The sequence below is a fragment of the Paenibacillus sp. Marseille-Q7038 genome, assembly GCF_965111595.1.
Genome location: NZ_CBCOOM010000002.1, coordinates 1,251,541 through 1,270,317 on the forward strand (window position 1 = coordinate 1,251,541; position 18,777 = coordinate 1,270,317).

Here is an 18,777-nt window from a genome sequence, read left to right on the forward strand (position 1 = left end):
TAACGGCAAGAGAAGAGGAGGGGGACCATGAACCCGATAAGAACAGAAGCTCCACTGAAAGAATTGTACAAGGACGCTTTCCAGATTGGAGCAGCGGTTAGTCCGATAAAGCTTGAAACCCAAGGATCACTACTTGCATATCACTTCAACAGCATAACGGCAGAAAATGAAATGAAATTCGAAAGCTTGCATCCGCAGGAAGATGAATACACGTTTCGTGACGCAGACGTTATCGCCGCATTTGCTAAAAAGCAGGGCATGGCGCTGCGCGGTCATACGCTCGTATGGCATAACCAAACTCCGGACTGGCTTTTCGAGAATGAAACAGGAGGACTAGCAGAACGTGATGTATTGCTTGCGCGATTGCGCTCGCATATTCAGACCGTCGTTGGCAGATATAAGGATGTTATTTACTCGTGGGATGTCGTGAACGAAGTCATTTCAGATGATGCGGGAGATGAAAATGCATTTTTGCGGCCATCGAAATGGCTGGATATTGCCGGAGAGGACTTCATTGCCAAAGCTTTCGAATTCGCCCATGAAGCAGATCCTCAGGCACTTTTGTTCTATAACGATTACAATGAGTCCCATCCGCATAAGCGGGAGCGCATTTATCGCCTTGTTCGTTCCTTGTTAGATCAAGGCGTGCCAATTCATGGCGTTGGTTTGCAGGCACACTGGAATCTATACGATCCATCCCTGGACGATATTCGTGCCGCGATTGAACGATATGCACAGCTAGGCTTGCAGCTACAGCTTACTGAACTGGATGTGTCAGTATTTCGCTTTGAAGACAGGCGCACGGATCTTGCTCATCCTACGCAGGACATGCTGGAATTACAAGCCGCAAGATATGAGTCTATTTTCCGCGTGCTTCATGAGTATCGCGAACATATCAGCGCCGTAACATTCTGGGGAGCAGCCGATGATTACACTTGGCTCGATGATTTTCCGGTCAGGGGACGTAAAAACTGGCCTTTCTTATTTGATGAGGCTCAGCGTCCGAAGGAAGCTTATCAGCGAGTTGCCCGAATTGTTGCTCCGAGTATAAATAAGAAGTAATACAACATCTTGAACCCATGGAACATCGATATCATAGAGTTGTTTATTATCCCTTTGGAAGGAGTTGTTTGGATGTCAACAATGCCTAAACAGCCTAAACCGCATGAACCTTTAGTCACTCATATTTACACTGCCGATCCGTCAGCTCATGTATTCGAGAATCGTATCTATATTTACCCTTCCCATGATTTGGATCACGATGGTCCAGTTAATGACAATGGTGATCAATATAAGATGGAGGATTATCACATTTTATCGATGGCTGACCTGGATTCGCCCGTGACAGATCACGGTGAGGCGCTACATGTGAAGGATGTACCATGGGCGTCATGCCAGATGTGGGCGCCGGATGCCGCTTTCAAAAATGGATTGTATTACTTGTTTTTTCCTGCGCGGGATCATGAAGGGATTTTTCGCATCGGTGTAGCTACATCGATCTCTCCCGAAGGCCCATTCAAGCCGGAGGAACAGTATATGGAGGGGAGCTTCAGTATTGATCCTGCTGTTTTTGTTGACGAAAATGAAGAGGCTTACATACTCTTTGGAGGACTTTGGGGCGGACAATTAGAGAAGTGGCAGACGGGAAGCTACGTGGAACATGCAGAAGGCCCAGCTCCTGATGAGCCGGCGCTTGGACCAAGAATTGCAAAGCTAAGTGAGGATATGCTCTCAATGGTTTCAGAAGCAATGGAGATTGTGATCCTTGACCAAGAAGGAAAGCCGCTGACCGCAGGGAATGAGGATTGCAGATATTTTGAAGGACCATGGATGCACAAATATAATGACAAATATTATTTATCCTACTCTACAGGATCGACACACAAGCTTGTGTATGCCATCGGTGATAGCCCAATGGGACCTTTCACTTATCAAGGCACCATTTTGCCACCCGTCATGGGTTGGACAACACATCATTCGATTGTGCAATTTCAGGAGAAATGGTACTTATTCTATCACGACTGTTCTCTTTCCGGTGGTGTCGATTATAAGCGTTGCGTAAAATTTGCGGAGCTTACGTACTATCCGGATGGAACGATTCGCATGATTGATCCTTATCCTGAGAAGTGAAGTAGGATTTGAGGGGATGGCACGGACTGCTGTGGGATTGACCAGCAAAGGAGAAAGCTTAAAAGGAGTATGTCTCGTAACATGGGACATACTCCTTTTTTATTGTGGAAAACAGTAATCTATCATTGTGAATTTATCGATGTAAAGAGGTGTTTTCAAGTTTGGTATGTAACATGCGTAATACCTCATCACGGTACTTGGGGTTAGCTAAAGCAAATTCAATATTCGTATCAAGAAATCCTAGTATATCACCTACATCATATCGTTTACCTTCAAATTCGTAACCGTATACAGGCGTAATTTGATTTAATCTTTCAATCGCATCAGTTAGCTGGATTTCCCCGCCAAGACCAATGTGGTGCTCTTCCAGCAGAGGGAAAATTTCAGGTGTCAGTACATACCGGCCGATAATGGCAAGATTGGAGGGAGAGGTTCCAGGTTTCGGTTTCTCGACAAAACGCAGTGCAGAATAACTTCGCCCTCTTTTTCCACGGGGTTCCATAATGCCGTATTTGTGTGTATCTTCATCGGGTACCTGCATGACCCCCAGTACTGATGCACCTACCTTTTCATGCTCATCAATCAACTGTTTCAAGCAAGGTACAGGATTTACGACAATGTCATCTCCAAGCAGTACCGCAAATGGCTCATCTCCGACAAATTTACGAGCACACCAGATCGCATGGCCTAGACCTTTGGGTTCTTTTTGCCGGATATAATGAATATTAGGCACGGTAGAGGAAGAGAGAACTTCTTCCAGAGCAAGGGACTTCCCTTTGTCTGCAAGCAGCTGTTCCAGTTCAAAAGCATGGTCGAAATGATCCTCGATGGATCTTTTTCCCTTTCCGGTAACGATGATAATATCTTCGACTCCAGCAGCGATTGCTTCTTCGACAATATATTGAATGGTTGGTTTATTCAGGATCGGCATCATTTCTTTTGGCATGGCTTTTGTTGCGGGAAGAAATCGGGTTCCAAGTCCTGCGGCAGGAATTACTGCTTTTTTTACTGTCATGAATTTCATCACCTTCCTAGCTTATCTGCTTATATTCATCATATCAAGATTATGGAATAAAGTCACAAAGTACGGAATTTGATGGGATTTTATCTCTCCTTATTAGAAAAAGTTAGAAATAATTCATTGGAATATAATGTATTTGTTTTAATGTGTGAGAAAAATCACATACAATGTTTATCCGCATCGCTATAGTAAAAACGCGGCCGGGACATTGTGACAAACATCATGACTGAAAAAACGCCGCTTTTTTTACCAGACTAAAGTGAAAGTTTTCACATGATTAGTTTTAAAAAAGACAAGCATCTCTATTTTGTCGGCAATGTGAATAGGATAATCTAGCGCGGCTCACAATATCTAAACAATTAGCATTAAGGAGTGAGATACAAGTGGGGGTTTGGAATCAAATATACGACCCGATGGGCAATATATGGCTATCTGCTTTGGTGGCTGCCATACCCATTATATTCTTTATTGTAGCTTTAACGGTTTTTAAAATGAAAGGCTATGTAGCCGGACTGCTGAGCATTGTTGTTGCAGCCTGTGTAGCTTTATTCTTTTACAAAATGCCCTTCGTTAAAGTGGTAGGGACTGGTTTTTATGGCGTGCTTGCTGGGTTATGGCCGGTAGCTTCTATTGTACTGGCAGCAATTTTCTTGTATAAACTTACGGTAAAAACAGGAAAATTTGATATAATCAAGAATAGTATAGCGACAATTACCGAAGATCAGCGATTACAAGTACTTCTTGTTGCTTTCTCCTTTGGTGCGTTCTTGGAAGGGGCGGCTGGATTTGGTGCTCCTGTAGCGATTACAGCGGTAATTCTGATTGGTTTAGGATTTAAGCCTGTATATGCAGCTGGTCTTTGTCTTGTGGCTAATATTGCTGGAGGTTCTTATGGTGCGATGGGAATTCCCGTTACGACACCTGCTACGCTTACGGGACTTTCTGGACTTGAAGTTGCAAGCCGAACATCGTACGTTATTCCGATTATCAGTTTAATGATTGCTTTTCTGTTGGTTTACTTAATTGATGGATTTAAAGGAATGAGACAAACTTGGCCAGCGATTTTGGTAAGTGGAGGTTCATTTGCCATCACTCAGTTTATTGTACTTAATACCCTGGGTGCTGAACTCGTGGATATTATCTCTGCCCTTGTCAGTCTGGTTGCACTTGCGCTTTTCCTGCGTATTTGGAAACCAAAAGAAATTTATCGTTTAAATAAAGAGGATCAAGCGAACCAAGCAAAAGGAACGATCAAGAAAGAAACATATAGCTTGGGACAAGTTGCTTTCGCTTGGTTACCATTTGTTCTATTGACGATTATGGTTATTTTGTTCTCGCTGAAACCAGTCAAAGCGTTGTTCGCAGCAGGTGGACCGCTTAACAATCTGGTCTTCAGTTTCCCTATAAAAGGAGTTCATAACCAAATTTTGAGACAACCTCCGGTTGTTCCAGAAGAGACACCTTACGCTGCTGTATTTAATCTTGATTTATTCTCATCTACTACAACCGCAATTGTCATTGCAGCGCTTCTAACCATACTGATTTATCGTATTAAAGGAAGCATCATTAAAGAAGCAGCAATAGAAACGTTTAAAGAATTGTACATCCCGATTATTACGATTTGTAGCGTACTTGCATTTGCTTACATTTGTAACTATTCAGGTATGTCTTCAACACTCGGTCTTGCTTTTGCATCAACGGGCAGTATCTTCCCGTTGTTCGCACCAATTCTGGGTTGGATTGGGGTATTCTTGACCGGTTCTGTTGTTAACAGCGGATCTCTATTTGCACCATTGCAAGCTGTAACGGCAAACCAAATTGGCATTCTGCCAGAAGCTATGGTTGCTGCGAACGTAATGGGTGGTGCAATGGCTAAAATGATCTCGCCGCAATCGGTAGCCGTAGCTGCAGCGGCAGTAGGTCTTGCGGGTAAAGAGAATGAATTGTTTAAATTTACAATCAAGATCAGTGTAATTTTACTCGTTGTTGTTGGGATAATAAACTGGGCTCTTTATTAAGAACAAAAATTCAGCTTTTGAGATTGAAGGGAGATTATTATTATGGTAGGTAATAAAATTAATCGTGTTGTATTGGTAGGTACTGGAGCAGTAGGTTGCAGTTACGCTTACGCTATGATTAACCAGGGGATTGCTGAGGAACTCGTTCTTGTTGACGTAAATGCTGCTAAAGCCGAAGGCGAAGCAATGGACCTTAATCATGGTGTGCCATTCGCACCTTCTCCAACTAAAGTATGGAGCGGTTCTTATGAAGAATGCAAAAATGCGGACCTTGTTGTTATTACAGCAGGTTTGCCGCAAAAACCAGGTGAAACCCGTCTTGATCTTGTAGACAAAAATGCGAAGATCTTCAAAACAATCGTACGTGAAATTATGGACAGCGGATTTGATGGCATTTTCTTGATCGCTTCTAATCCAGTTGATATCCTTACTTATGTAACTTGGAAAGAATCCGGTTTGCCAAAAGAACGTGTGCTTGGTTCGGGAACAACGTTGGATACAGCTCGTCTGCGTTATATGATCGGTGAATACCTGGAAGTGGATACACGTAACGTCCACGCAGCCATTATTGGTGAGCATGGTGATACAGAATTTGCGGTATGGAGCCAAGCTTCCATCGGTATCGAATCCCTCGATAAAGTGATTGAGCGTCGTAACAACCCAGAAGATCGAGCAAAACTCGATGAAATTTTCGTTAACGTTCGTGATGCAGCATATCACATTATTGAACGTAAAGGTGCGACTTACTATGCGATTGGTATGGCACTCGCTCGTGTTACCAAAGCAATCCTCGGTAATGAAAATAGTATCTTAACCGTATCTTCTCTTCTTGAGGGACATTATGGTCAAGATGATCTATATATCGGTGTTCCGGCGATTGTTAACCGCGGTGGAGTTCGCGAAGTCATCGAAATTGACCTTAACGAAGAAGAAAAAGCGAAATTTAATCACTCTGCGAAAGTACTTAAAGAATTAATCGCTAAAGTTTATAGCTAATCCCCTTCATATCTAGGAACTGAGTTCCCCGGCCCGGCATATGCTACTTAAGGCAAATGCTTAGGCCGGGGATTTTTTTGTTTTTTTTCGAGAAATGAAATAACCGATCTTAATCTTATAAAGGAGGGCCGGGTCATGCAAAACAAATTAGATGAAATGCTGGCACATATGGCTCATGCTCATCAGCAAGTTGCCAGAGTACTCGATGCGGAACGAGAGGTCAATGTCCGTATGGCTGAACTCATGAATGAAATGCCGGATCTAATGCCGCATTTTACAGATGCTCAAGGGTTGCTTGATGGTTCCGGTTCTATAAATGCGGGCATTGTTGCTTATTTGGGCGGACTTGCTGATTTACAAGAAATGATTGCTGACTCCATTTCTCATCTGGTAAAGGAACTGGCAGTGGCTGATGAAGAGTAATCTTCTACTATTTTAAAGAAGGCAGGTGATCGTGGAAATGAACAGAGAGAAATCACTGCTCCAAATGCTTGATGCTGCGGTCAAAGTCCAGTACAATATTTCCCTTATATTGGAGGCGAAGGCACTCGAAGCAGAGAAAATGAGAAACTGGTCCGTCAATCACTTAACCGGTGCCATCTATGACAGTCATGAGGATCAACTAACCGTCTCCCTTAAACTTCAAGAGCAGTTAATTGAACTGCTTGAGGGAATTAACCGAATGGAAGCTGGTTTGAATAAGAATTTGAAAGCACTGCTTCATCAAAGCGAAGAGAATGGTTTTGATCAAATGATGGATTATGACAGCGGTAAGGGATAGAGATGAATTTGCTATCCAAAGAAAGAGAAGCGAAAATCGCGTTTCTTGAATCCATGACAAGAAGTCAGTCTGCACTGTCGCGGTTGCTGACCATCATTGCAGATCGCTATGAGCTAATTAGCTCCACCGAGGACATTGTGCCTGAGCATATCCTTCTTATTGAACGCTGCCGTATGGAGATGGCAGAGATGGCCGGGATGATGAAGATCAATCCACTGAATAAGGGAAACCCTGCTTCTCCATGGTATGCAAATCAGCTATTTGTCAGGCAAGCGAGCATCTCAAGACACAAGCGTAAACAGGAGGAATGATGATGAAAAGAAAAAAGTCTTTAAAAGCGGTATCCTTAAAAAAAGGTACTGCCAAAAAGGCCGCTCATTCGGCACCGAAAGCAAGGGGATTAGCCAAGAAGAGAAGGAAACTTACAGGGCGGAAGACCAAATCTCTATTGAAAAAGAACTCCTCTTCCGTGATCAAAAAAAAGAAAAGCAAACGAAAAGTTTCTCCGAAAAATACCGCGAAGCGACACTCGCAAGTAAAAAAAACCGGACTCAAATCCTACAACGACGTTTACAACGAAGGGTTCAACGTCGGGTTTGCCAAAGGGTTCGAAGATGGTCATGCTCTCGCTTATCAAGGTGAGGAGATCTAAGCTCGCAAGGACCGTCATCTTCGTCTGACTTAAGTAAAACAGACGTACAAGATGACGGCTTAGGCTCATTTTTGGGAGGACAAGTTACCTGAATAAACTCACATATACATAACACACCAAAGACAAATGTCTGCCGTACAAACGCCAATTTTCTTTGGCTCTGGACACACGTCCATGATGCATTTGACCTTAGGGCATATAGTTAGAAGGACGACATGAACTAATGTACAAGAGAGATAGGGTGAGTGCGAGGTGAAACTGACAAGGAGGAAGCAAAGTTATCGTGATGGATATGCGGAAGGGATTCGGTTCGGTGGGTGTGAGGCAATTCTTCAGAGAGTAAAGAAACCCGAATATATGATCCACCAGATGAAAGTAATTTATGTCCCGCAAGGTTTTGAAGCCATCGATGAAGGGGTCATTGCTGCTCTTCAGATGGCTGTCTCGGAGTGTATCGTAGTGGATGCCGCTCATGTGAAAGAATATGCTGCGATCCATATGCCGGATCTTGTGCTCGTCATGAATGGTCTTCATGTCTTTCCTGAGAATCATTTATCGCAAATCGATGAGATTCGGGCTTTGGGAATCCGGACAGCGATCTGGTTCGTAGATGATCCTTATTTTACAGAAGATACAGCAGCCATCTGTCTGCACTACGATCTCGTGTTCACCCATGAAATTAGGGCGATACCATTCTATCAGGAGCAGGGAGCCAACCATGTCCATCATGTTCCGCTCGGTGTAAATACATCTCTTTTTTCTCCACGTAAGACGTCTTTAGATCATCAATATGATGTTTGCTTCATTGGCAGTGGATTTTGGAATCGAATCTCTTTGTTTGATGAACTCGCTCCTTTTTTGAAAAATAAACGTGTCCTGATTGCAGGAGGACAGTGGGGCAGGCTGCAGAGGCAAGACTTACTCGCATCTTTTATCAAACCGGACTGGATTCCTCCCGCGGAAACGGTCAATTACTACAACGGGGCAAAAATCGTGATTAATATGCATAGGCCCCATGAATACGGGCTGGATAATCGAAACACTCATCAGATTCCTGCAGGCTCTATTAATCCGAGAACGTATGAAATTAATGCCTGTGGAACACTACAAATCACGGATATTAGAGAAGACCTTTCGAATTACTATAGGCCCGGCTATGACATAGAGACTTATGAAAATGGTGCTCAGCTACAGGAAAAAATCGCTTATTACCTTGGGAATGAAGAACAGCGGCTAGCTGTTGCATGGAGAAGTCTATATACAACGCACGAGAAACATACTTTTCTATCACGCATTCACATGTTGCTGAGTTATGTGAAAGCTATTCACTTCGTAAAAAGACAAGAAGAAGGAGGATGATGATAGTGGCTAAAAAACGAGTAAAGACTCGGCAAAAGAAAACGGTACAGGCAAGACCGAAGCGTTTGCCGTATTCAGTAAATCCAGCGAATCAGAGTGCAACTTTCCAAAAAGGATACGAAGACGGATATCTACGCGGCCGCGCTAATTTTATTATGAACCGAGCAGTAGAGCCTTTTCCTGTACGCCCTCTACACCTCCTTTATGTTTCCTCTGGTAAGGGATTTCCTTACTCCCCGCTGGATGAGGCAATAAGAGGAACATTGCGAGACTTAGTAACAACGCTTCATGTAGCAGAACCTCAAGAATCGATTGCTAAAATGGCAGCTTTGCTGAAGCCTGATCTCGTGCTGGTCTTAGATGGAATGTACTTTCCGGTAGAACAGGTAAAAGCAATTCGAAATCAAGGAATTCGAACGGCAATCTGGCTGACAGATGATCCCTACTATACAGATATAACGCTAAATATTGCTCCTCATTATGATTATATCTTCACACTTGAACTCAATTGTATCGAGCTATATCAGAGTCACGGATGTCCAGAAGTACATTATTTACCTTTTGCTGCTTATCTCCCCCAGTTTCACCCGAATACACTGCCTACCATTCATCGCAGAGATATCAGTTTCATTGGATCAGGATATTGGAATCGTGTGAACTACTTTAATCCTCTTCTTCCGCAAATAATGTCCCATCAAACCGTATTCAACGGAATATGGTGGGATCGACTCACTGATTTTGAAAAGTATCAACCTAAGATTGAACTGAATCGCTGGATGAGTCCAGAAGAGACAAAAGATGTGTACAACGGAACAAAGATTGTGCTCAACCTGCACCGTTCCCATGAAGATGATTCTGTAAATAATAACAGTCTTAAGATCCCCGCTTTATCACCCAACCCTCGTACTTTTGAAATTTCAGCCTGTGCAACCCTGCAACTTACCGATGCCAGAGAAGATTTGGCCCGTTTTTATACACCAGGAGTAGAGATTGAAACATACGAGACGGCTGCTGAGATGATGGACAAAATTGAATACTATCTTGCTAATGAAGATAAACGGAGAGAAATTGCGCTAAGAGGCTTTGAGCGCACGTGGAAAGAGCACTCGTATCATCACCGAATTCACTCCCTGCTTCAGACGATATTCGGCTCATAACGAGCTTCCTGTAAATTATGTGCGAATGATACGGTGCATATGTCGTGCCGTCATTTGCCGTATTTCATATATTGTGGTTAGAGCCATGATCCTTCAAACGCACAATCGAAGGAGGTGAACAACGCACATCCTTTCGCTGCCATTGTTAGGTAAGTAAGCAGGAAGGTTGTACGCCCGAGATGACACAAAAGCCTAAATTAATGTTATTCAGTCATATCAGTCACAGCCAAAGTATTACGGGGGCAGAAAAGTTGTTGTTGCGCTTTTGCCAAGAAATGAGTCCTTACTTTCGCTGTGTACTCGTGGTCCCTAGTGAAGGATTGATCTCCTGGCTAGCCCGAAAGAATGGAGTTCGGGTAAAAGTCCAGTCTTATGAACTGCTTCATTCGATATACACTCCCTACGAGGGGCTCAGACATGAAGCAGAACAGTTAATGCAAACCCCATCTTCTCACGCCGTTATCCATCTGTTGCAAAAAGAATCTCCCCACATCGTACTCACGAATACATGTGTGAATGCGGTACCTGCCATGGCAGCACGAATGCTTAACATCCCGGTGATTTGGAAAATTACCGAAACCATTACCACGAACGCGTATACTGCGGAATCCATAAAGATCATTGATGAGTTCAGCAACTGGGTAATCGGCATCTCGCAAACGGTCTTCGAACCCTTACAAGGCGGCAATATCCCCGCAAAATCCACCGTATTATCTCCAACGTGGGATGCTTCTCTTGCTGCAATTCATCAGTGGAACGATCTTCGAACAACAAGACGCAGCATGATTGGACTATCCCCTGACCATTTCTGCATTGGCTATATTTCCACTTTTATATACGATGCCAAAGGGTTACTGCCTTTCGTACGAAGTGCTCTGTCTTTATGTGAATCTTATCCCCATAGCAGGTTTTGGATTATAGGAAACCCGGTTGATGAAGTCTATTACAACGATTGTGTGAGATTGATTTCCGAATCGGGGTACCGTCATCAATTTATTTTCACTCCTTTTCTTGAACAAGTAAGCGAAGCGTACTGTGCGATGGATCTTACCGTCGTCCCGAGTATGGTCAAAGAAGGTTTTGGGATGACGGCACTGGAGAGTCTTTACTTTGGAACACCGGTTATTGCCTTTGGGCAGGGAGGACTTCAGGAGATGATGGAGGCGGTCGGTAATTCCCATTTACTTGCTGAGCCGGGTAGTGTTGAGGAATTAGCAAGCAGGATGGCTGTCTGTATCCAAAATCCAGAGGAAACGGCACGTACGGGAGAACGAAGTAAAGTAGTCGCAGAGCAGCAATACGGTTCAGAAGCATATAAGACCCGCGCGGAAGAGATGATTCGTGATCTCATGAGCCGATTCCCAGATTGGTTCCATACGTCAGCTGCTCGTCTTCGAACTCATGCGAAGAAGCGTAAACCGGCGAGAAGTAAGAAAAAGAAGATTCTTCCTCAACGAAAGAAAAAACCAACCTCTGTGAGGTTGAAAAAAACCGTTAAAAAAACCATGAAGCCAATGAAGAATAATAAAAGGAAAAAAACACGTTCTGCCATGAAGCCTCTGAGGTCTCGGAAAAAACGGAAGATGACTTCATGAAAAAGGAGGGTTCACCTTGAAGATCATGACGGTACTTGGAACAAGACCAGAAATTATCCGGCTAAGTCTTATTATTCCTAAGCTGGATCGTTATGCAGATCGGCACATCCTTGTGCATACGGGACAGAATTTCACAGAAAGTCTGAGCGGCCAATTTTTTAGAGAATTAGGACTGAGATCTCCGGATTATGTACTCCAGGATGAAGCAGCTACGCTTGGTGAGCAATTGTCTGCCATGTTCAGTCAGCTGGAAACGATTCTAATTCAAGAAAAGCCGGATAAAATCTTGCTGCTGGGAGACACCAACAGTGCTCTATCGGCAATTCTTGCAGAGAGAATGGGCATTCCGGTCATTCATATGGAAGCAGGGAATCGGTGTTATGACCTAAATGTACCAGAAGAGAAAAACCGCCGGGTAATTGATGCCATATCAAGCATTAATATGCCTTATACAGAACAAAGCAAAGCACACTTAATCCGGGAAGGTGTCCCTAGTCAGCGAATTGTACTCACGGGCAATCCCATATACGAAGTAATGCAGCATTATGAAAATCGGATGCTGGACAGCAAAATCATGAAAACCTTGAGACTTGAAAAAGGAGAATACTTTCTCGTTACGGCCCACCGTGCAGAAAATGTAGATCATCCAGGGCATCTAGCAGCCATTATGACAGGACTGAATCTCGTAGCAGAGAAACACGGAAAACGGATCATTTGCAGTATTCACCCTCGTACAGCGGAACGAATTAAGGAACATTTGAAGCTTAAGATGCATCCGCTAGTTGAATTCCATGAGCCTTTCGGCTTTTTCGACTTTCTTTTGCTGGAGCAAAATGCATGCTGTGCCTTAACGGACAGCGGAACTGTACAGGAAGAGTGCTGCATTATGGGAGTGCCTACCGTGACCATGCGTAAGACTACGGAACGGCCAGAGACCGTGGATTGCGGGAGTAACATTGTATCGGGGCTGGAAGCTGACCGTATTGCAGCCTCGGCAGCGCTGATGATGGAACTGCAGCGTTCATGGGAGTGTCCCAAAGGGTATCTCGCTAAAGATGTATCGGATAAAGTAGTTAAATTTCTGCTTGGAGGGAAGCTGCATGTTTGAAAATCAACGTATTCTCGTTACCGGAGGTACCGGTTCTTGGGGGCATGAATTAATCACTCAATTACTGACTTTGAATCCCAAGGAAGTTATTGTATATTCTCGCGGCGAATCGAGTCAAGTAGCCATGAGCCGTGAGTTTGAAGATAGCCGCCTCAGTTTTTGTATCGGAGATATCAGGGATAAGGAAGCGCTCGTTGCCGCTTGCAAAGAAGTGGATTATGTATATCATTTGGCAGCACTGAAGCATGTACCAGTCTGTGAGGATCAACCCTATGAAGCATTAAAGACCAATGTTATTGGTACGCAAAATGTAATTGAGGCAGCGGTGGAGAATGAAGTGAAGAAAGTAATCTATATTTCCACGGATAAAGCGGCAAATCCATCGAACTTTTATGGAATGACAAAAGCGATTGGAGAAAAGCTGATTGTATATGCGAACTTACTTCGCAGTAAAACAGCATTCGTTACCGTGCGTGGTGGAAATGTTCTGGGTACGAACGGAAGTGTGGTCCATCTGTTTAAGGATCAGATTAAGAATAAAGGCGTAGTATCGATTACGGATATGGAGATGACACGATTCTTCCTTACGCTTCGCGATGCGATATCGCTCTTATTTGATGCTTCTGTAAAAAGTGTGGGCGGAGAAATTTTTGTAATGACGATGCCTACCTGCAAAATTGTCGATCTTGCCGAAGTATTAATTGAAGATGCAGGGGTATCCGGGGTGCAAATCGTGGAAAGAGGTACACGGCCGGGAGAGAAAATTCACGAAATTCTAATGAGTGAGTTCGAGAGCAGAACAACCATTGTCTATGATGAAAAATATCTTGTGATTCTTCCAACGATTAATCTGCCTGATCTAAAAGAACACTATAAATACTACGAGCCGGTGACCTTCTCCAGTTTCAGTTCGGAATTTAATCTGATGTCGAAAGAGGAGATTAAGGAAATCCTGCAGCGCGGGGGGTTCCTTGGATGAAACTGCTCATAATTGGTGGTCATGGTATGGCAGGGCACATGATGGTTCAATATTTCAAACAACAAGGACACCACACGGTGTTTTATACATCTCGTAATAAGAAAGATCCGAACGGACTGATCCTGGATGTGAATGATATCCACAGTGTAGATTTGCTCGTAAAAGCAGTTCACCCTGATGTCATTATCAACGCAGTGGGGATTTTAAATCAGTATGCAGAGAAAAATATAATTCAAGCCTACCATGTCAATGGTTTTTTACCGCATCGCCTTGCGAATCTAGCTGATCAAGTTGGCGCAAAACTCATTCATATCAGCACAGATTGCGTATTCAAAGGGGAGCGGTCAGGAGGTTATACAGAAGAGGATTTACCAGATGGAGAGACGATATATGCGATTACAAAATCACTCGGGGAAGTTTGTTCCCCGGGTCATCTTACGATACGTACTTCCATTATCGGACCGGAAATTCGTAAGAATGGGATCGGTCTAATGCATTGGTTCTTTGCACAAAAAGGGGTTGTGCAAGGGTATACGAAAGCAAGATGGAATGGAGTGACTACACTCATGCTTGCTAAGGTGGTGGATGAGTACATGACTTCGAAAGTGTCGGGTCTAATTCATCTGGCTCATCCTGATCCCGTATCAAAGTATGAGCTATTATTACTTTTTAAAGAAATATGGGATCTCAAAGAAACGATAATCGTCCCCAACAGTACGTTTGAACAGGATCGAACCCTCGCTGTTACACGGGAGGATGTAAACCCCCTTCTGCCGTCTTATCGTGACATGCTGAAGGAGTTGAAAGAATGGATACAACGGGACTGAAAGACAAAGTCGTGCTGGTAACCGGTGCTTCTGGATTTACAGGACGGCATGCAGTTCACCTTCTCTGCGCGCTTGGTGCAAAGGTTGCGGCCGTCACCCGATCTCTTTCTGTTGATTTGCAAGATCCTAACGTAACCGTACATTTATGTGATCTCCGAGATCGTCAAGCAGTGAATCGGCTTGTGAGTCATACTCAGCCTGATTATATCTTGCATTTGGCAGGTCAGAATTCAGTACCTGCCTCCTGGGCAGACCCAGTGTCTACCATTGAAATGAATGTGATGTCCCCGCTATACCTGCTCGATGCCATGCGAACGCTGCCTGAATGCCGAGCTGTCATCGTTGGTTCACGTCTGAAGTACATTCCTGTTCCAGATCTCCCTTTATCACCTCCTCACCCTTATAGTCTTAGTAAATACATGGAGGAACTCGTTACCGTATCATTCTCAGCGATGTATAGCCAGCAGATGATTTACGCCGAACCAGGAAATCTCATCGGGCCTGGACCTTCCACTGGGATATGTTCCTTACTTGCTGCACATGTCATTTCGGCTGAACAAGGGGAAAATCCTAATCCGTTCCGCTTATCATCCCGTGATGATGCCCGTGATTATCTAGATGTGCGGGACGCCGTTCGGGCATATCTTGCGCTTTTGCTGAATGGGGAGCCAGGCAAAATTTATCCTGTGATTTCAGGTAAAGAAAGAACACTTGGAGAGATATCGGACTTACTTCGATCTTATACAAAAGCACAGGTACCTCTGCTTTGGGGAGCCCCTTCTTCTGGTCCTGGAGGTGTCTCTGCTGTAGATAATGATTCTGATTCCTGCGCTTCGCTTACGAAGTTAGGTTGGAAACCAGAAATTTCATTCGCCTCTTCTATAGAGGATGTATTGCAGGATCACCGCTATCGTCGTAGTAAGGAAGGAGGGCAAGCATGAATTCTCTCCCTCTGGTCACAGTGGTCATTCCTTTCTATAACTGTCCCTATATCTCGCAAGCCATTCGCAGCGCACTCAGCCAAACGTATTCTATGGTAGAAATTATCGTAGTTGATGACGGATCTACACAGTATACGGAACAAATTCATCCCTACCTGCCTTTTATTTATTATCTTGGTAAGGCGAATGGCGGAACGGCTTCCGCACTGAATCATGGAATTCGGTATGCCTCTGGAGAGTACATCGTTTGGCTCAGCTCGGATGACCGGCTTTATCCAGAGAAGATCGAGAAACAAGTACAGTTCATGATGAATCAGCAGGCTGTCATTTCTCATACCAATTTTAACTATATTAATGAAAATAACAGTGTAACCCAATACCGTGCCGGCATTTCCCCCCTGACAAGAAGGGAAATGCTGCAGGTTTTTCTTACGGGGAATCCAGTTAATGGATGTACGGTTATGTTTCATAAATCACTGTTTGAGAACATAGGATTGTTTGATGAATCTCTTCCTTATACGCATGATTATGATTTATGGTACCGCGTTCTGCTGAAAGGATGTACGATTCCCTATTTACCGGAACCGCTGACGGCCTACCGTAAACACCATGGAATGGGGTCTGTAAAATATGCAGATAAAATCCAGCAAGAAATCCGAATGATTCAAACCAGGTATGCTGAACGGATACGGCAGATGCTTCAAGTGTAAGGTCTGTAAGGAAGGGGGAAAATGAATGTATCATGAAATACAGAAAAACGATTTTTTGCCATTATTAAGTGAATTGCTTAGGTTCTCAGATAGTGTGCTTGATGTTGGCAGCGGTCTTGGTGTTCTACTAGAATATTACGAGTCCAGGCTCATTGTAGCACTAGATATCCACCGGCCCTACCTGGAACATCGCGTCTACTCCGCTCCACATGTCATCCCCCTGAATGCAGATGCCAAAATGTTAGACCAATTATTTCTTCCTAATACATTTTCCGCTGTAACCATGATTGATTCTCTGGAACACTTTACAAAAGAAGATGGAACATCGATCCTTCAGCAAGCTGAAAAGATTGCCAAAAATCGGATTATTATCTTTACGCCGCGTGGTTTTTTTCCTCAAGAAGGAGTTGACCACTACAATTTACAGGGCGAAATATATCAGAATCATTACAGCGGTTGGGAAGCAGAAGAACTTGAAAACATTGGATACCAGGTGATTGTCCTCAAAGGATTCCACAATCCAATGAATCCCTCTTTTGAAGAATCGTATGGTACGGAACATGAACCTGTTGATGCACTTTTAGCTTGGAAAATCCTTGATGAGTAAAAGTGAGGTGAGAAGCTCATGTATCATAGTCCTGTCGTGACGATCGTCATCCCCTTTTATAATTGCAAATACATTGGAGAAGCCATCGAGAGTGCTCTGCAACAAACCTACCCCCATCTCGAAATTATTGTCGTGGATGATGGATCAACCCAGCATACTGAACTCGTTACACCTTATAAAGATCAAATTCGCTATATCCGTAAAGTGAATGGCGGAACAGCGACGGCACTTAATACAGGAATTGTACATGCGAAGGGGCAGTATTTTGCTTGGTTAAGCAGTGACGATGCCTTCCTTCCCCATAAAGTGGAGACACAAGTGAATTATATGATAGAAAAGCGATTGTCTTTTACCCAATCCGCATATCATTATATGAATACGCTCAGTGAGCAAACAGAAACGATCTATCCGAAGCTTGGAAGCAGATCAGACATGATTCATACTCTTTTATCCTATTGTCCGATCAATGGTTGTTCCGTCATGCTAGATGCGCAGGTATTCGGTAAAGTGGGGCTGTTTAATCCAAATTTCCGCTATGCACATGATTATGAGATGTGGCTCAGATTACTTCCGCATTACGAACTTGGGTGCGTGGATATCCCGCTGATCAAATACCGGATGCATGAACAGATGGGGACAGCAAGACATATGGAAGAGATAGAAAAAGAGGTAGCTGCCATTCAGAATCTTCATAGGTCTGCTCTGCTATCTTTACTGTGAATGTATGGAGGTGAAGGGCAGGTGCGTTACATCTTACCTGTATATACGTTATGTCATGGCGGTGCACAGCGGATGATCGCGGAATTAGCGAATCGTCTTGTGGACACGGGGCATGAAGTTTTGATCGTCATGCCAAGCCAAGGGATCGTGGAATATGAGATCAAAGCACGAATTCTGCAAGTGAAGGAGACCATTTTACAATCACGCCATATTCCTAAAGGGGATGTCATTTTATCTAATTTCTACACTACCGCTTATCCGGCGCAACAAGCCAGCGAAGAGGGAAAAGGACTGCATGTTCGATTGTCCTTGTGTTATGAGCCTACATTTCTGAGAGATAACCAGTATTCATTCCCTTCGTATCATCTAACCCCTCATTTACTTGTCTTATCCCGGTGGCAGCAAGATATGATTTTTCTTAATCATGGGATAAAGGGCAGGATTGTACCAGTAGGTGTCAGTACATTTTTCCATAATATGCGTTTTCGAAATCAATTAAATGGACCCTTAAATATTACTTCGATCTACCGGAAAGAAGAAGGGGATTTTTCGTGGCATCGGGAACAAAAATACTTGCTTGCTCAGCTGGATCTTGTGAAAGCTGCCCATTCAGAAGTGACGCTGAACCTAATCACACCTCCTGGGGAATATGCAGACTCTGAGGATATTCAGTTTCTTCAATCGACGGGGAAATATAATATCTTCACTCCAGAAAACGATGAAGAGCTGAGATATCATTATAACCAGACGGATATCTATGTAAGTTCAGGATCATACGATACAGGTTCACTTCCAGGCCTGGAAGCGATGCGATGCGGTGCGGCTCTTGTCGCTTGTTATTCAGGAGGAAACACGGAATATGCAGTGCATGAACGAAACTGTCTTATGTCTTACCGATACGAAAATCGGTTAGCGGAGGATGTTATTAGGCTGATTGAAGATCACCCGCTACGGTTAAAACTGGCGAAGAATGGGGAACGTGACTCGAGTGTCTTTACTTGGGAGAAAAGCTATTCCGAGCTGGAGCGGATTGTGAACGATATCGTGAGCAGAGTCCATGCTAATTAGCCGTATGTTTCTTTTAAAATTCTATATGAAAAGACCTCTGCGCAGAAGGCAGGGGTTTTTTGCTGATACATTCTCAATAACTGTAATAACAGGTATACTATCCAAAAC

The 18,777-nt window shown here is 43.7% G+C and carries 20 protein-coding genes; 19 read left to right on the top strand and 1 reads right to left on the bottom strand.

Features of this window, described 5'->3' with window-relative positions; translation table 11 throughout:
* The first annotated feature begins 27 nt into the window (after positions 1-27).
* Both ACWPWY_RS23100 and ACWPWY_RS23105 read left to right on the top strand, forming a co-directional pair.
* Positions 28-1,062 (top strand): endo-1,4-beta-xylanase, encoded by a 1,035-nt coding sequence (locus ACWPWY_RS23100; RefSeq protein WP_454193823.1) that lies wholly within the window; start codon positions 28-30, stop codon positions 1,060-1,062.
* An 81-nt stretch (positions 1,063-1,143) separates the two neighbouring features.
* Complete coding sequence (locus tag ACWPWY_RS23105) at positions 1,144-2,130, top strand: glycoside hydrolase family 43 protein (protein WP_454193935.1); 987 nt, start codon at positions 1,144-1,146, stop codon at positions 2,128-2,130.
* 133 nt (positions 2,131-2,263) lie between these two features.
* Here ACWPWY_RS23105 and galU read toward each other — a convergent pair whose 3' ends face one another.
* Positions 2,264-3,145 carry a UTP--glucose-1-phosphate uridylyltransferase GalU gene (gene galU, locus ACWPWY_RS23110; RefSeq protein ID WP_454193824.1) on the bottom strand — a complete coding sequence of 294 codons (882 nt, stop codon included), beginning with the start codon at positions 3,143-3,145 and terminating at the stop codon, positions 2,264-2,266.
* Positions 3,146-3,534: 389 nt separating this feature from the next.
* Here galU and ACWPWY_RS23115 point away from each other — a divergent pair, with 389 nt between their 5' ends.
* The 17 genes from ACWPWY_RS23115 (at position 3,535) to ACWPWY_RS23195 (ending at position 18,669) form a co-directional block, all read left to right on the top strand.
* Complete coding sequence (locus tag ACWPWY_RS23115; protein WP_454193825.1) at positions 3,535-5,169, top strand: lactate permease LctP family transporter; 1,635 nt, start codon at positions 3,535-3,537, stop codon at positions 5,167-5,169.
* Positions 5,170-5,211: 42 nt separating this feature from the next.
* Positions 5,212-6,165, top strand: coding sequence for an L-lactate dehydrogenase (locus ACWPWY_RS23120; protein ID WP_454193826.1), 954 nt, complete (start codon positions 5,212-5,214; stop codon positions 6,163-6,165).
* A 135-nt stretch (positions 6,166-6,300) separates the two neighbouring features.
* Positions 6,301-6,588 carry a nucleoside-diphosphate sugar epimerase gene (locus ACWPWY_RS23125; RefSeq protein ID WP_454193827.1) on the top strand — a complete coding sequence of 96 codons (288 nt, stop codon included), beginning with the start codon at positions 6,301-6,303 and terminating at the stop codon, positions 6,586-6,588.
* A 37-nt stretch (positions 6,589-6,625) separates the two neighbouring features.
* Complete coding sequence (locus ACWPWY_RS23130; protein ID WP_454193936.1) at positions 6,626-6,946, top strand: restriction endonuclease subunit S; 321 nt, start codon at positions 6,626-6,628, stop codon at positions 6,944-6,946.
* A gap of 2 nt (positions 6,947-6,948) precedes the next feature.
* On the top strand, positions 6,949-7,257 hold the full coding sequence (locus ACWPWY_RS23135; protein ID WP_454193828.1) for a hypothetical protein: 309 nt from the start codon (positions 6,949-6,951) through the stop codon (positions 7,255-7,257).
* Positions 7,254-7,598 (top strand): hypothetical protein, encoded by a 345-nt coding sequence (locus ACWPWY_RS23140; protein ID WP_454193829.1) that lies wholly within the window; start codon positions 7,254-7,256, stop codon positions 7,596-7,598. Before ACWPWY_RS23135 ends, ACWPWY_RS23140 begins: the two co-directional genes overlap by 4 nt.
* A gap of 252 nt (positions 7,599-7,850) precedes the next feature.
* On the top strand, positions 7,851-8,957 hold the full coding sequence (locus ACWPWY_RS23145; protein ID WP_454193830.1) for a CgeB family protein: 1,107 nt from the start codon (positions 7,851-7,853) through the stop codon (positions 8,955-8,957).
* A gap of 5 nt (positions 8,958-8,962) precedes the next feature.
* Entirely contained in the window at positions 8,963-10,114 is a 1,152-nt protein-coding gene (locus ACWPWY_RS23150; RefSeq protein ID WP_454193831.1) for a CgeB family protein, read from the top strand.
* A 179-nt stretch (positions 10,115-10,293) separates the two neighbouring features.
* A complete protein-coding gene (locus ACWPWY_RS23155; protein WP_454193832.1) occupies positions 10,294-11,709 on the top strand; it encodes a glycosyltransferase family 4 protein in 1,416 nt (471 codons plus the stop codon).
* A gap of 16 nt (positions 11,710-11,725) precedes the next feature.
* The gene (gene wecB, locus ACWPWY_RS23160) at positions 11,726-12,817 is read left to right on the top strand and encodes a non-hydrolyzing UDP-N-acetylglucosamine 2-epimerase (RefSeq protein ID WP_454193833.1); all 1,092 of its coding nucleotides are present in this window, start codon (positions 11,726-11,728) and stop codon (positions 12,815-12,817) included.
* On the top strand, positions 12,810-13,796 hold the full coding sequence (locus tag ACWPWY_RS23165) for a polysaccharide biosynthesis protein (protein ID WP_454193834.1): 987 nt from the start codon (positions 12,810-12,812) through the stop codon (positions 13,794-13,796). Before wecB ends, ACWPWY_RS23165 begins: the two co-directional genes overlap by 8 nt.
* On the top strand, positions 13,793-14,623 hold the full coding sequence (locus tag ACWPWY_RS23170; protein WP_454193835.1) for a dTDP-4-dehydrorhamnose reductase family protein: 831 nt from the start codon (positions 13,793-13,795) through the stop codon (positions 14,621-14,623). Before ACWPWY_RS23165 ends, ACWPWY_RS23170 begins: the two co-directional genes overlap by 4 nt.
* On the top strand, positions 14,605-15,564 hold the full coding sequence (locus ACWPWY_RS23175; RefSeq protein WP_454193836.1) for an NAD-dependent epimerase/dehydratase family protein: 960 nt from the start codon (positions 14,605-14,607) through the stop codon (positions 15,562-15,564). The genes ACWPWY_RS23170 and ACWPWY_RS23175 overlap by 19 nt, the downstream gene beginning before the upstream one ends.
* Positions 15,561-16,274 carry a glycosyltransferase gene (locus tag ACWPWY_RS23180; RefSeq protein WP_454193837.1) on the top strand — a complete coding sequence of 238 codons (714 nt, stop codon included), beginning with the start codon at positions 15,561-15,563 and terminating at the stop codon, positions 16,272-16,274. Before ACWPWY_RS23175 ends, ACWPWY_RS23180 begins: the two co-directional genes overlap by 4 nt.
* Positions 16,275-16,299: 25 nt before the next feature.
* Entirely contained in the window at positions 16,300-16,881 is a 582-nt protein-coding gene (locus ACWPWY_RS23185) for a class I SAM-dependent methyltransferase (protein ID WP_454193838.1), read from the top strand.
* An 18-nt stretch (positions 16,882-16,899) separates the two neighbouring features.
* Positions 16,900-17,601, top strand: a complete 702-nt coding sequence (locus tag ACWPWY_RS23190) for a glycosyltransferase family 2 protein (RefSeq protein ID WP_454193839.1) — start codon at positions 16,900-16,902, stop codon at positions 17,599-17,601.
* A 21-nt stretch (positions 17,602-17,622) separates the two neighbouring features.
* On the top strand, positions 17,623-18,669 hold the full coding sequence (locus ACWPWY_RS23195) for a glycosyltransferase family 4 protein (protein ID WP_454193840.1): 1,047 nt from the start codon (positions 17,623-17,625) through the stop codon (positions 18,667-18,669).
* The last annotated feature ends 108 nt before the right edge of the window (positions 18,670-18,777 follow it).

Coding starts and splice junctions, on each gene's coding strand:
- ACWPWY_RS23170 (WP_454193835.1), top strand. CDS start 13,793: ATGAAACTGCTCATAATTGGTGGTCATGGTATGGCAGGGCACATGATG.
- ACWPWY_RS23180 (WP_454193837.1), top strand. CDS start 15,561: ATGAATTCTCTCCCTCTGGTCACAGTGGTCATTCCTTTCTATAACTGT.
- ACWPWY_RS23135 (WP_454193828.1), top strand. CDS start 6,949: ATGAATTTGCTATCCAAAGAAAGAGAAGCGAAAATCGCGTTTCTTGAA.
- ACWPWY_RS23190 (WP_454193839.1), top strand. CDS start 16,900: ATGTATCATAGTCCTGTCGTGACGATCGTCATCCCCTTTTATAATTGC.
- ACWPWY_RS23100 (WP_454193823.1), top strand. CDS start 28: ATGAACCCGATAAGAACAGAAGCTCCACTGAAAGAATTGTACAAGGAC.
- ACWPWY_RS23175 (WP_454193836.1), top strand. CDS start 14,605: ATGGATACAACGGGACTGAAAGACAAAGTCGTGCTGGTAACCGGTGCT.
- ACWPWY_RS23120 (WP_454193826.1), top strand. CDS start 5,212: ATGGTAGGTAATAAAATTAATCGTGTTGTATTGGTAGGTACTGGAGCA.
- ACWPWY_RS23155 (WP_454193832.1), top strand. CDS start 10,294: ATGACACAAAAGCCTAAATTAATGTTATTCAGTCATATCAGTCACAGC.
- ACWPWY_RS23165 (WP_454193834.1), top strand. CDS start 12,810: ATGTTTGAAAATCAACGTATTCTCGTTACCGGAGGTACCGGTTCTTGG.
- ACWPWY_RS23185 (WP_454193838.1), top strand. CDS start 16,300: ATGTATCATGAAATACAGAAAAACGATTTTTTGCCATTATTAAGTGAA.
- ACWPWY_RS23140 (WP_454193829.1), top strand. CDS start 7,254: ATGATGATGAAAAGAAAAAAGTCTTTAAAAGCGGTATCCTTAAAAAAA.
- galU (WP_454193824.1), bottom strand. CDS start 3,145: ATGACAGTAAAAAAAGCAGTAATTCCTGCCGCAGGACTTGGAACCCGA.
- ACWPWY_RS23130 (WP_454193936.1), top strand. CDS start 6,626: ATGAACAGAGAGAAATCACTGCTCCAAATGCTTGATGCTGCGGTCAAA.
- ACWPWY_RS23125 (WP_454193827.1), top strand. CDS start 6,301: ATGCAAAACAAATTAGATGAAATGCTGGCACATATGGCTCATGCTCAT.
- ACWPWY_RS23105 (WP_454193935.1), top strand. CDS start 1,144: ATGCCTAAACAGCCTAAACCGCATGAACCTTTAGTCACTCATATTTAC.